The organism is Actinopolyspora mzabensis (assembly GCF_900101095.1).
GTDB lineage: Bacteria > Actinomycetota > Actinomycetes > Mycobacteriales > Pseudonocardiaceae > Actinopolyspora > Actinopolyspora mzabensis.
Genome location: NZ_FNFM01000007.1, coordinates 43,524 through 56,893 on the forward strand (window position 1 = coordinate 43,524; position 13,370 = coordinate 56,893).

General features: G+C 67.7%; 9 protein-coding genes. 2 read left to right on the forward strand and 7 right to left on the reverse strand.

The window, feature by feature from the left end:
• Positions 1-56 precede the first annotated feature (56 nt).
• Positions 57-1,232, forward strand: coding sequence for a hypothetical protein (locus BLR41_RS12790; RefSeq protein ID WP_092628468.1), 1,176 nt, complete (start codon positions 57-59; stop codon positions 1,230-1,232).
• Between the two features lie 70 nt (positions 1,233-1,302).
• On the opposite strand, the gene BLR41_RS12795 is transcribed toward BLR41_RS12790, so the two are convergent.
• The 6 genes from BLR41_RS12795 to aspS form a co-directional block, all read right to left on the reverse strand.
• Positions 1,303-2,268 carry a 2-hydroxyacid dehydrogenase gene (locus tag BLR41_RS12795; RefSeq protein WP_092628469.1) on the reverse strand — a complete coding sequence of 322 codons (966 nt, stop codon included), beginning with the start codon at positions 2,266-2,268 and terminating at the stop codon, positions 1,303-1,305.
• A 159-nt stretch (positions 2,269-2,427) separates the two neighbouring features.
• Complete coding sequence (locus BLR41_RS12800; RefSeq protein ID WP_092628745.1) at positions 2,428-3,831, reverse strand: replication-associated recombination protein A; 1,404 nt, start codon at positions 3,829-3,831, stop codon at positions 2,428-2,430.
• An 80-nt stretch (positions 3,832-3,911) separates the two neighbouring features.
• Complete coding sequence (locus BLR41_RS12805; RefSeq protein ID WP_092628471.1) at positions 3,912-5,429, reverse strand: SulP family inorganic anion transporter; 1,518 nt, start codon at positions 5,427-5,429, stop codon at positions 3,912-3,914.
• Between the two features lie 446 nt (positions 5,430-5,875).
• Positions 5,876-6,283 (reverse strand): hypothetical protein, encoded by a 408-nt coding sequence (locus BLR41_RS12810; RefSeq protein ID WP_143013070.1) that lies wholly within the window; start codon positions 6,281-6,283, stop codon positions 5,876-5,878.
• Positions 6,284-6,935: 652 nt separating this feature from the next.
• Positions 6,936-8,141 carry a phosphotransferase family protein gene (locus BLR41_RS12815; protein WP_092628473.1) on the reverse strand — a complete coding sequence of 402 codons (1,206 nt, stop codon included), beginning with the start codon at positions 8,139-8,141 and terminating at the stop codon, positions 6,936-6,938.
• Between the two features lie 659 nt (positions 8,142-8,800).
• Entirely contained in the window at positions 8,801-10,600 is a 1,800-nt protein-coding gene (gene aspS / locus BLR41_RS12820; protein ID WP_092628474.1) for an aspartate--tRNA ligase, read from the reverse strand.
• 350 nt (positions 10,601-10,950) lie between these two features.
• On the opposite strand from aspS, the gene BLR41_RS12825 reads away from it, so the two are divergent.
• Positions 10,951-12,021, forward strand: a complete 1,071-nt coding sequence (locus BLR41_RS12825; RefSeq protein WP_245694115.1) for a hypothetical protein — start codon at positions 10,951-10,953, stop codon at positions 12,019-12,021.
• Positions 12,022-12,230: 209 nt separating this feature from the next.
• Here the strand turns inward: BLR41_RS12825 and BLR41_RS12830 are convergent, their stop codons facing one another.
• On the reverse strand, positions 12,231-13,355 hold the full coding sequence (locus BLR41_RS12830; protein ID WP_218120115.1) for an Rv2578c family radical SAM protein: 1,125 nt from the start codon (positions 13,353-13,355) through the stop codon (positions 12,231-12,233).
• Positions 13,356-13,370 lie beyond the last annotated feature (15 nt).

Below are 13,370 nucleotides of genomic sequence, written 5' to 3' on the forward strand. Positions count from 1 at the left end.
ATTGCTCTCCCGGCCGGGTTGGGCTCCTGCCGGACGAGCACGAGGGGACGCGTCGAATGCGCAAGCGGGCCGTATCGGCCGCACTGAGGGCAGGGTTCACCAGCCGCACGCCGCTGCTGGTGACGCTGGTTTTCACGTTTCTGTTCAGCACGCTGGCCGGAGTCAGCGGCGGCATACAGACCGCCACGGCGCGCGACGTGCTCCGTGCCGACGGCGCGCAGCGCATCGTGATCTCCTCGTTGGACAGCAAGGGCACGTTCGGGATCCTCGACGACGAACGGATGGAGTTGATCCGTTCCGTTCCCGGGGTGGAGTACGCGGTCGCGGACTACCCGTCGGCGATACGGACGCCGGTGGGCACCGACATGCCGCGGCTCTCGCTGGCCACGCATTCCTGGGGAAGCTACGTCCCCCCTCCGATCACGGGGGGCTCGGTGGCCGAGGGTGTGCTCCCCGGCCAGGTGGTGCTCCCCGCCCGGAGTCAGGGAGTGGACTTCACCCGTTACCTCGGGCGCACGTTGAGCTTCAGCTACCGCGACGAGCTCCCGGCACCCCCGGGCTCGGAGACGGGAATCGAAGAGGCCGCGGAGGACTCGCGACCGATCCGTACGAACTCGGCGATCATCGAGCTCGAGGTGATCGCCACCTACGATCACCGATGGCACGCGGACGGGCCGCAGACCGCCTATCTCGCGCCGGCTACCGCCGTCCGAGTGGCCGCGGCGGCCGAAGGCAAAACCGTTTCCCAGCTACGCGAGAGCAGTAACGCCGAACGGGTAGGCGTGCTGGTCGACGAGCCGCACGAACCGAGGGCGGTGGCTTCCCGACTTCGTGATATGGGGCTCGGGGCCTTCCGGATGCCGCTGCGGGAGCAGAAAATGATCGCCACAGTGCACACTTGGCGCTACATCGCGCTCGGCGGGCTGCTGGGCGGCGCGGCGCTGTTCGGGGTGCTCACCGCCAGGCGGAACGGCTCCCGAGAGCGGTTCGAGCACCGGACGACGACGGCAGCGGCCGTCGCACTCGCCGGAGCGGTCCCCGCGACCGCGTTGGGAATCCCGGGGGCCCTGGTGTTGCGTGCTCCGATGGAGGAGTTCCTCGGGCTGCGGATCGACCACTGGATGTTGCTGCCGAGCCCGGTGTGGGTGCTGCTCGGGATACTGCTCCCCGCGCTCGCCGCGGCCGCGGGGGTGGTGGGCGAACGCGCGAGCGGACGGTTCCGCCGCGGTTGACGCGGGGCGGAACCGTGTCCCGGCGCGAGCCCCGCGCTTCCGGTTCTCCGCTGCGGTTCCGAATGCGGGCTCAACCGTTGACCGGCGAAACCGGGCCGCTGCCGTCCAGCACGCCGATCACGTTGCGAGCGGCCAACTCGGCCATCGCCGTACGCGTCTCGGTGGTGGCCGACCCCAGGTGGGGCACCATGACCACGTTGTCCAGGTCGAGCAGCTCCGGGTCCACCGCGGGCTCGTTCTCGAACACGTCCAGTCCTGCTCCGCCGATGGTGCCGTCCCGGAGAGCGCGTGCCAACGCACGTTCGTCGACCACGGCACCACGACTGGTGTTGAGCAGCACCGCCGAGGACTTCATGGCGGACAGGGCCGCACCGTCGATCAGGTGCCTGGTCGATTCGGTCAGCGGGCAGTGCGGCGACACCACGTCCGAGTCCCGCAGCAGCTGCGGAAGCGGCAGAAAGCTCGCGTCCAGCTCGCGCTCGACCTCGGGCTCCACGCGGTTCCGAGCGGTGTAGACGACCTCCATGCCGAAGGCACGTGCTCTGCGTGCCACGGCACGGCCGATCTGGCCCATCCCGACTACGCCCAACGTCTTGCCCTGCAGCCCGCTGCCCAGCATGAACGAGAAGTTCCACTCCCAGGGGGCACCCGAGCGGATCAACCGTTCCCCCTCCGCGAGCCTGCGGGTGGTCATCAGCAACAGTCCGAACGTCAGATCCGCCGTGGCATCGGTGAGCACACCGGGCGTGTTGGTAAGCAGCACCCCACGTCGGTCCAGTGCGGGCACGTCGACGTTGTCGTAGCCCACCGCGACATTGGCGACCACCCGCAGCGACGGCCCCGCGGCGTCGAGGACCTCGCCGTCGATCCGGTCGTGCAGCATGGTGACCACCGCCTCGGCACCGTGCACGGCCTCGTGCAGCTCCGCCGGGGTCATCGCTCGGCTCTGGCTGCAGAGTCGGACATCACCCACCGACTCCAGCAGTCGCAGCGCCGACTCGGGAATCGTGCGGGTGACCAGGATCCGAGAACTCACTCATCCGTCCCTTCCGACCCCGGCCGTAGCGACGGTCGGGGCGTCGACTCGTGGCTTGTCCGGCCGAATCGGCACGTTACCCGAAAGCAGCTCCGAAGCCGACGTTTCGGGGGACAGTCGCGAACCACCACGGGAAAGGCCGGTGACTTCGTCCGGGAACTACTGGCGGTCCCCTCGGACGATGTTGCGCAGTTTCGGCAACCGTTCCGCCAGGGTTCGTTCCGCACCGCGCCCGTGGGGCTCGTAGTAGTTCCTGCCGACCAGCGAGTCGGGCGGATACTGCTGTTCGAGCACCCCTTCCGGGCGATCGTGCGGATAGCGGTACCCGATGGCGTTCCCCTGCCGCTCGGCTCCCGCGTAGTGCCCGTCCCGCAGATGCGCGGGCACGGTTCCGGCCCTGCCCGCACGGACATCGGTCAGCGCTGCGTCGATGGCCGTGATCACGGCGTTGGACTTGGGGGCGGTGGCCAGATGCACCGTGGTCTGGGCCAGCGCCAGCCTGCCCTCCGGCATGCCGATGAACTGCACCGCCTGGGCGGTGGCCACGGCGCTCTGCATCGCGGTGGGGTCGGCCATGCCGACATCCTCGCTGGCGTGCACCACGAGCCTGCGGGCGATGAATCGTGGGTCCTCGCCCGCCTCGATCATCCTGGCCAGATAGTGCAGCGCGGCGTCCACGTCCGAACCCCGGATGGATTTGATGAACGCGCTGGCGACATCGTAGTGCTGGTCACCGTCACGGTCGTAGCGCACGGCCGCCTTGTCCACCGTGGCCTCGACGGTGGCGAGGTCGATGGTGGTCGAGCCGGTGGCGGCCGCCGCTTCGGAAGCGGCCTCCAGTGCCGTCAGCGCGCGGCGCGCGTCTCCCCCCGCCAGCGCCACCAGGTGCTGTTCGGCCTCCTCGTCCAAGCGGAACTCGCCGTCCAGCCCGCGCTGTTCACCGACGGCGCGGAGCACCAGCTGTCTGACCTCCTGTTCACCGAGCGGTCGCAGTTGCAGCATCAGCGAACGCGAAAGCAGCGGTGAGACCACGGAGAACGAGGGGTTCTCCGTGGTGGCGGCCACCAGCAGCACGGTGCGGTCCTCGACCGCGGACAGCAGCGCATCCTGCTGTGTCTTGGAGAAACGGTGCACCTCGTCGATGAACAGCACGGTGGCCTCACCCGAGTGCCCGAGCCTGCGCCGTGCCTCCTCGATCACCCCGCGCACCTCTTTGACACCCGCCGAGAGCGCGGACAGCGCCACGAAACGACGTCCGGTGGCCTGGGAGACCAGCCCGGCCAACGTGGTCTTGCCGGTGCCGGGCGGCCCGTGCAGCAGCACCGAAGCGGGTGCCGCCCCCTCCACGAGACGGCGCAGCGGCGCTCCGGAGCCGAGGAGATGGTCCTGCCCGATGACTTCGTCGAGCGTTCGGGGACGCATCCGTACCGCCAGCGGCGCGTTCTCGGCGAGTCGCTGTTCGGCACGGTCCTCGGCATCAGCACCGAACAGGCCACCGTTGAGCAGACCGCTGTGGAACGAACCGCTGTGGAACGAACCGTTGTCGAACAGACCATCAGTCACGTTCCCGACGCTACCCGCGCCGTGCGGCACCGGTGGTGCGGGACGGCGCGGGAGCTCCTCACCTCCAGCGGATCTCGCTGTCAGCGTGCGCCCGGCATGGCCAGCTCCACGGCGCAGGAGTTCTTGCGCCGCTGCTCCGCCCAGTGCTCGATGGTCTGGTGGCAGGCTCGGTCCAGATGCCGCAGCGGTGTCATGTCGACATGAGCACTACTGGTGTGCGGCAGTTGCTCCAGCCTGTCCTGCAGCTGCGGCAACCGCAGGAACGTGGCGTTGCCGTGCAACCGCACCCGGGCATGGTTCTCGTCGTGCTCGATCTCCACGGAAAGTCCGGAAACCTCCCACGCGGTCTTGATCACCGCGGCCGCGATACCGGTGAGCACACCGATCAGCAGGTCGGTGGCCAGGATCGTCCCAGCCGTCAGCAGCAGGATGAACGCCTCCGAACGCTGTTCCCGGATCAGGTTGGCGACCTGGCGTACCCCGAGCAGTTTCCATCCCGCGTGCACCAACAGCGCTCCGAGCGTGGCCAGCGGGATGAAGGAGAGCAGCTGGGGAAGCAGCATCACGAACAGCAGGAGCCAGCACCCGTGCAGCACCCGGGAGAGTTTGGTCCGCGCTCCCGCGTGCACGTTGGCGGTACTGCGTACGATCACCGCGGTCATCGGCAGCGCGCCGAGCACTCCGCAGACCGCGTTCCCGGTGCCCTGTGCCACCAGCTCGGCGTTGTAGCGGGTCTTGGGGCCGTCGTGCATCCGGTCCACCGCAGCCGCGCTGAACAGGCTCTCCGCGGAGGCGATCAGCGCGAAGGTCAGAATCGACCCGAGCACTGCGAAGCTGGTAACCGCGCCGAAGTCACCGGGAGTGACGACATTGATGGTTCCCAGCAGCGAACCGACCCGGATGGTCTCCAGCGGGAGTCCGAACACGTAGGTGAGCGCCGCCGCGACGGTGACTCCCACCAGGGGTGCGGGAACGGTCCGGAAGCGCTGGGGCAACCGAGCCCACATCGCCATGGTGAGCAGCGTCACCACGGCGATGGCGACCCCGGCCCGCCCCGCGGGGGTGGTGAACGCGGCTCGGAACAGTTCGGGCAGCCCGGCGAACTTGGCACCGGTGTGCGAGGGCTGGTCCAGCCCCCCGATCGGGTAGATCTGGCCGAGGATCAGTACGAGCCCGATCCCCGCCAGCAGCCCTTGCACCACCGAGGGCGAGATCGCGCGGAACCAGGTCCCGATGCCGGTCAGCCCCATCGCGATCTGCAGCAGCCCCGCCCCGAGCACTACCACTCCCAACGCGGCGAGACCGTGGTCGGCGATCGTGGCGGCGACCAGCACGGTCAAGCCCGCCGCGGGGCCGCTGACCTGCATGGTGCTGCCGGGCATGCACCCGACGACGATGCCACCGACGATGCCGGTGACGATGCCCAGTTCGGCGGGCACGCCGGAAGCGACGGCGATTCCCACGCACAGTGGTAACGCCACCAGGAAGACCACGAGCGAAGCACCCAGGTCGAAGCCGAACACCGATTTGTTCCGGCGGATGTGTTCGCCGAGAGAGCCCGACCGCGTGGGCGGGGTCGATTCGAGTTGTGTGGTCACGATTCACTCCGTGAGAGTCGACAGGCCCGTGTCCGCGACCGGACACACGTGGGCCGGCAAGGGTCATCAGTCGAAATGTGCCGCTGGTACGAGTGGGAATCCGCTCCGGAGATCCGATCGGGTATTCGGATTACTCGTTCGGCGCACCGTCCGTACCGCTGCTGGTTCCTCCGGAGCACGCTTTCTCCCGGCGTGGAGCGGAATCGAAAGAACCCGCGTCTCGGACGGCTGCTCGGAATGGATTTCCAACGGACTCGCGTCGATGCGAGAAGAATTCGGTGAGGAGACCCGTGAGCGTTGTGCCCTGTGGACCGGATCGTGCTACAGCTCGACCTGGTAGTCGTCGAACCGAACGTGAACCCGACTCCAACCGTCGCTGCCGCGAAGACGAGGTGAGGGACCTCGCGAGCGGCGCAGGTCCCCGTCGAACCGAATCGGTTGACGAATCACCTGCGGTAGACCTGGAGTCTCGCCTGTGAATGGGCTGATCTGCACTTCACACTCGAGTCGAGCGCATCGAGTGAGTTTCTGGCGTCTTCCCCGGAGTCGAAGCGCTGCCTACCGGGAAGAGTTGTGCGGTTCCGTCTGCTGCACGACCGCTCGGAGCGCCGCCCGATCCTTCTGCCGAATTCGGCCACGCTGGGGCGTTTGCGGAGTTTCTCGCTCTCGCAGGGAGCGCTCTGCTCGGTTTTGTACTCCCCCGAGACGGCTCTGCCGACCTGTGTCGCGGCACCGGCGGCGTGCAGCGGGGAAAGCACGACGAGGACCACAGCGAACAGCAGGAACAACGCCGCCCGCAGCGCCGAATTCATCCCGGCTTTCACTGTCACCCCCGACACTGCCACCTTCGACACTGCCACCTCCGACTACCGCCCGAACGTGTCGGCCCGCCGCCCGACACGGACATTTCCGATATTACCGGAGAAATGTGTACTCGGAGTAAACCAAAAGTAACCCGAAAGGATGGAAAAACACCGCGGGAGACAGTGGCCGCGATAAACCTGAAAATTTACTCAGGTCAGCGGGATGACAGAAAAAACAATACCACTTTCGTGTGTAAGCTATCACACAGCACACGAGCGACTGCTTCCCAAATAATAGGAATACACGAAAAGACTACATCTTCCTTGGTTTCCCGCTCGATCCCGGCAGGGCGGCCCGAACAGCGGTTCCCCCAGCGTCGAGTCTCCCGCGCCGAGTCTCCAATGCCGATGCCACAGCGGCGACTCCACAGCGGCGATTGCCCGGTGAGCCGGTTCCCCGGTGACGGCTTTCCGCACACGAGGCCCATGCGAGGGTTCCGCACAGCCCTACCGGAACGGGGTTGCAACACGGGAAGTCCGAGGTTTTGCCCGGTAGGCGCGTGGGTTTGCCCGGTAGGCGCGTGCGAGGTGGCGGGCACGGGAGCTTCGGACGGCCGGCTCCCGTTCGGAACCGGCCCCCGAGAGAGGTTCTCCTGTCCGTGGCGGACGAAAACGCGGTCGCGCGCCCCGGGAGTGGTCGCGTTCAGCGAAAGGCCGGATACGGCCGCAACTCCAGCGCTCCGGAACCGAATCGTTCCACCAGCGCCTGAACCATCCGCTCCGCGTACTCGGCGATCTCCGGCATGTCGTTGGCAGCGGCGTCCTTGCCCAAGCGCTGCCAACGGTCGGCGAGCGCGGTGCTTCGACGCGGCGAAGGCATGTGGGCGTCGATGGGACCGTCCAACTGACCGTCCCGTGGTAGGAACCACCAGGTCGACACCCAGACCCAGAGCAGCTGCGCGTCCAGCAGCCGAGGCAGCAGCACGGCGTCGTCGTCCAGGTCCGACCACACCTCGACGATCTCCGAACGCCAGGTGGCGAGCATGTTGTCCACCAGCCCCGCGGGCATGGCGTACGAACACCAGGAGGAGGGGAACGGGAACTGCAGATAGGCGGCATCCAGCGCTATGTCACGGACGCACGCCCATTCGAAGTCCAGAAACCGCACCCCGTTACCCGTCACCAGACTGTTGTCCGGGCAGATGTCGGAGGGGCTGAAGGAGCGGTACTTGGTCGAGCCCAACAGCCCGGCGGCGGAATCGAGTCGTGCTCGCACCTGCTCGGGCAACGACAGATCGAGGGTGTTGGCCAACAGCTCGGGAAGCTCCCGCAACGAGCGCTGGATGTCGTCGGCGACCGGATCGGTCCACGACTCGAGCCCGAGCCTGCGCATCAGAGCGTCGAAGTCGGCCTCCCTGCCCGCCATCGAGGTGTGCAGCCTGCCCAGCGCACGAGCCCAGGCCAACAACGAGCGCTCGGCGGCACGTGGATCGTCGGCGAACAGCACGTCGGCCAGGTTCGCGCCGCGACCGAGGTCCTCCAGAACCAACAGCCGCTTCTCGGTGTCCTGGGCGATCAGTTCCGGCCCGACGCGCAGTTCCGGTGGAAGTGCGGTGGCCAGCTGACAACTTGCCGCCTCGTGGGCATACGGATCCGAATGGCCCTTGCCGGGAACCGTTCCGTAATGCTTGATCACGAGCGTGCGCGGCAACTCGAACGGTGTCTCGGCGACACGAACCCGCATCACGACCGACCGGCCGCTGCCGCCCAGGTCCTCCGGGTCGGCGAGCCGGACGGGTGCCCCCATTCTCCGGGTGAGCACGGTCTCCGCAGTACCGAGCGTATCGGTAACCTCCGCACTCGCGGGCACACGAACCTCCGGCGGACCGGTGGTGATTTCCACGCTCATCGTCTCCAGACCCTACCGCCACCGCCCGCTGCTCGACGGGCCTGACCGGTTAAGTTACACCCGACTCGGGTAACGGCCTTGCGTACCGACGGTACCCACAAGAACACCACCCTCAACGGTTACGCGGCCACCGATCGCTCGGCAACCCTTGCCACCGAGGTGAACTACCCGTTCCGACGACGAACCAATCACCACAGTGGTTGCACGATGTTTTTCACTCGTTACTGCCCGGCGTGCCACCCACCTACGCTCCTGGATGGCAGCACGGAGACCGACGACGGGCGGCTCCGAAAGACGAGAACACTCCCGAAAACGGGAACAACCCGAAAGACCAGAAAATTCCGAACGCCAAACGGCCGATATTTCGCCACCGACCGTAGACGGTGTGCCGCCACGGACGTAACGGGTATTCACGCGATCGGAGTATCAGTTGACGCTGTGGAACCGTCCGGATCGGAAAGCTCTTCCCGCCGGCGCCGAGGAGAACATCATCCGCAGCCGGAGCACCGGGTGAGAGCGTGCTCACCCCGGGCTCGGCTGCTCGTTTGCCCATCGGGGTGACACGAAACGACTCACCACCACGAACACGCACCGTGACTCAGCGACACCCGGCGACACGGCGCAACACTTCCCGAGCGAACGGGAACGGCCAACGTAAGTCAGGAGCCCGCCACCTGATCGGTTTCCCCGCCGCCCCGCCGGGTGGGCTTGGCGTCCACCCCGGCCTCCTTGCGCTGCGCCGCGGTGATGGGCGCGGGAGCACCGGTGAGCGGGTCGAACCCGTTGCCGCTCTTCGGGAAGGCGATGACCTCACGCAACGACTCCGCGCCGCTCAGCAGCATGCAGATGCGGTCCCACCCGAAGGCCACACCACCGTGCGGCGGCGGGCCGTACCGGAATGCCTCCAACAGGAAACCGAACTTCTCGTCGGCCTCCTCCTTGGAGATACCGAGCACCTCGAACACTCGCTGTTGCATCTCCCAGCGATGGATACGAACGGAACCACCGCCGATCTCGTTACCGTTGCACACGAGATCATAAGCGCTGGCCAACGCCTTCTCCGGGTTCTGCTCGAAGCTGTCGGCCCACTCCGGTACCGGCGCGGTGAAGGGATGGTGCACAGCGGTGTAGCGACCGGCGCCGACTGCCACGTCGTCGCTGTCGTCGACGGACTCGAACATGGGGGCGTCCACGATCCACACGAACGACCAGGCGTCGTGGTCGACGAGTCCGCAGTTCTCCGCGACCTCCAGCCGGACCGCCCCGAGCAGCGCGCGCGAGGGTCCGGGCTGCCCCGCCGCGAAGAACACGCAGTCCCCCGGGGAAGCGCCGACTGCCTTGGCCAGCCCGTCACGCTCCGGTTCCGAGAGGTTCTTGGCCACCGGCCCGGACAGTGTGCCGTCGGCGCCGACCAGCACGTAGGCCAGCCCCTTCGCGCCGCGCTGCTTGGCCCACTCCTGCCAGGCATCCAGCTGCCTGCGGGGCTGGTCGGCACCACCCGGCATGACCACGGCACCGACGTAGGGAGCCTGGAAGACTCGGAAGGGGGTATCGCGGAAGTAGTCGGTCAACTCGGTCAGTTCCACACCGAACCGCAGGTCCGGTTTGTCCGTCCCGTAGCGCGCCATCGCCTCGGCGTAGGGCAACCGGGGAATCGGAGCGGGAATCTCGTGGTCGGCCAGTTCGCGCCACAGCGCGCGGATCACCCGTTCGCTGATGTCGATGACGTCCTCGGCGTCCACGAAGCTCATCTCGACGTCGAGCTGGGTGAACTCCGGCTGGCGATCGGCGCGGAAGTCCTCGTCACGGTAGCAGCGGGCGATCTGGAAGTAACGCTCCAGACCACCGACCATCAGCAGCTGCTTGAACAACTGCGGCGACTGTGGCAACGCGTACCAGCTGCCGGGCTGCAGCCTCGCCGGGATGAGGAAGTCACGGGCGCCCTCCGGGGTGGAGCGCGTCATCGTGGGGGTCTCCACCTCGACGAACTCGCGGCCGTGCAGCACCTCCCGCGCGATGCGGTTGGCCTCGCTGCGCATCCTGATCGCCTTCGCGGGCCCGGGGCGGCGCAGATCCAGGTAGCGGTGCCGCAGCCGGACGTCCTCGCCCACGTCCAGGTGCTCGTCCACCGGGAAGGGCAGCGGAGCCGACTCGGAGAGCACCTCGAGGTCGGTGGCGGTCACCTCGATGGCACCCGTCGCGATCTCCGGGTTCTCGTTGCCCTCCGGGCGAAGCGAGATCTCCCCGGTGACGCGGACGCAGAACTCGGCGCGCAACCGGTGGGCGCGCTCCGCCATCTCACCCTCGCGGAAGACCACCTGAGCCACTCCCGAGGCATCACGCAGATCGATGAAGATCACTCCACCGTGATCACGGCGACGCGCCACCCATCCGGCGAGGGTGACGGACTGCCCGGCTTGGTCGGCACGGAGCGAGCCGGCCTCGTGCGTGCGCATCACGGCTGCTGATCTCCTTACGAAGTGAATCGGGTGGTCGTCCGGAGCGGGACCACTCCAGGCTAGCCAACGCCGACCACCGACCGTGCACCAGGTTTCGGGTCGCCACCGTGCACGCGGCCCGACGTAGCACACCCGAATGTCACGACGATCGGGAAGGGATGGGAAATCGAACGGGTCATTTCCCGCACGGAGCGAACCGTGCTCCCGACAGCACCACGGGAAACCTCGCCACCGCGACCGAATCGGTAACGTTCATCTCCAGGGGACGTCGAATTCCCGCAATCTCGTTGCACGAACGTGATCAGTGCAATTAGCGTTCCGCGGGAGGCCAGCAAGCACGAGGAGTGGTAATGGTCGTCCCCCGCACCCGAACACCCTCCACAGCATCCCCGTTAACCGGACACGAGCACCGACAACTGTCCCCCGAGCTGTCCAAGCTGCTGCGGACCGGCCCGTTCGACGTCGCGCTGCGAGCCGCGATCCGTTCGAGCAGACTCAGCCTGGAGCGCATTCAGCATCGGCTGCGTGCCAGAGGCACCCCGGTGAGCATCACCGCGCTGAGTTACTGGCAATCCGGACGTCGCAGACCGGAACGACCGGACTCACTGGTGGCGCTGCGCGCGCTGGAGGACGTGCTCGGCGTGCCGGACGGCTCGCTGTCGGCGCTGTTGGGCCCCCCGAAGCCGAGGGGCCGCAACCGGGAGGAGCCCTCGGCGCCGACGCTGGCCACGCTCTGGTCCGACAACGCCTCGGCCGCCGGGCTGCTCAGCAGACTGGACACCAGCGCGGACGGTCACCTCACACGGCTGAGCCAGCACGACGTACTCGAGATCGACTCGGCGGGCAAGCAGCGAGTCCTGCGGGTACGCCAGCTGGTCCAGGCGGAGCGCAACGGGGTGGATCGTTGGGTGACCGTCTTCGACAACGCGGGCAGCGGTGTGGCACCTCCCAACATCAACGCCTCGCATGGCTGCACTCTCGGCCGGACGCTCTCGGACCACCGCAACGGGGTGGTCGCGGCGGAGTTGCTGTTCGACCACTGCCTGGAAAAAGGCGAGACCGCGCTGCTGGAGTACGAGATCACCCACGGCCCGAACGGTCTGGTGGGGACCGAACAGGACCACACGTACTCGCGCAGGTTCCGGCTGCCCGTGCGGGAGTACCTGGTGGAACTGTGGTTCGACCCGGACAATCCACCCGCACACTGCGAGAGTTTCACCGCCCGACCGGACGGTTCGGAGTTGGGAACCGCCAAGCCGATGTCGATCGATCCGCGCGGCCGCACCCACGCCGTGGCACTGGACTTCGGTCTCGGCGCGTTCTGCGTGAGATGGCAACCCGTTCAGCCGACGCCGAGGGCGAACGGAGTTCCCGGCCTCGCGAGCCGACCGCCCGCGGCACTGGCCCAACGACTCGGATGAGGTGGGTAACGCTCCCACGCGGCGGAGGCCCGAGTTCGTGCCGGGCGCTACCGGGCCGCACGGCGCGGCCGGCCCCCTCCCCTCGCGTCCGGGCCTCCCCTGACACCGCGAACCGACGCCGGTGACACCGCACTGACGACCGGCGCTGGCACGGCTCCGTTGCCGTGCGCGCGAAACGACCACTCTGCCCTCCACCGGCACGGTAGGGATCAGAGCAGGCTGAGCTGCTCGGGCGCGGCTTCGGAAACGGTGTGTTCCGGGGTCTGGCGTGCCCCGCTGCCGGGGCGGCGGGGCATCCCGTGTGCGCGGCAGGCCTGTTCCACCAGCTCCACCACTTCTCGCTGGTAGGACTCGGGGGCGTAGGCACTGTTGCGGTACAGCCGCGCATAGCGCGGAACCAGCGACGGATACTCACGTTGCAGCCAGGCGCGATACCACTCGCGGGCACCGGGGCGGAGATGGAGCGGCAACGGGGTGATGCTTTTCGCCCCTGCCTCGACCAGCGCCCCCACCGTGCGGTCGATCTGCTCCGGTGAATCGCTGAGCCCGGGCAGGATCGGGGCGAGCAACACCGAACAACCGATCCCGGACTCGGCGAAGCGCCGAACCACATCCAGTCGCCGGGCGGGCGCGGGAGTACCCGGTTCGACCGTCCGCCAGAGCCGCTCGTCGAGCGAACCGATGGACACCGCGACCGAAACATCGGTCACAGCAGCCGCCGACTCGATGAGATCGCGATCGCGCAGAATCAGCGTCGACTTCGTGAGGATCGAGAACGGGTTGGCACGCTCGGTCAGCGCGGTGATGACGTCCCGCATCAACGCGTAACGCCCCTCGGCACGCTGGTAGGGATCGGTGTTGGTTCCCATCGCCACCGGTTCACCGCGCCACTTCGGGCTCGCCAACTCGCGGCGCAGCAGTTGTCCGGCGTTGACCTTGACCACGATCTTGCTGTCGAAATCGTGCCCACTGTCCAGGTCGAGATAGGTGTGGGTGTTGCGGGCGAAGCAGTAACGACACGCGTGACCGCAACCCCGGTAGGGGTTCAGGGTCCACTCGAACGGAACACCGGACTCCCCCGGCACCCGGTTGAGGATCGACTTCGCCCGGATCTCGATGGCGTAGGCGTCCGCCGTGCCCGCCTCGATCGGCACCGGCTCGGGCAGTCGCAGCCCCGCGCCCACCCGGCGATCGCCGCTCGGCGACCGTTCTGGTGCCACGGGTTCCGGTGACACGCCCAGGTCCAGCTCGGCCGTCTCGCCACGGCCAGTGGAGGTGCCCGCTCGCCCCGAAGGACCGCTCGGCGGGGCGATCCGTTGCCTCTCCCAACGCACGACCCCTATTCGAAC

Bases quoted from the DNA above. Each gene is read 5' to 3' on its own strand.
- BLR41_RS12790 (WP_092628468.1), top strand. From the start codon at position 57: ATGCGCAAGCGGGCCGTATCGGCCGCACTGAGGGCAGGGTTCACCAGC.
- BLR41_RS12815 (WP_092628473.1), bottom strand. From the start codon at position 8,141: ATGAGCGTGGAAATCACCACCGGTCCGCCGGAGGTTCGTGTGCCCGCG.
- BLR41_RS12825 (WP_245694115.1), top strand. From the start codon at position 10,951: ATGGTCGTCCCCCGCACCCGAACACCCTCCACAGCATCCCCGTTAACC.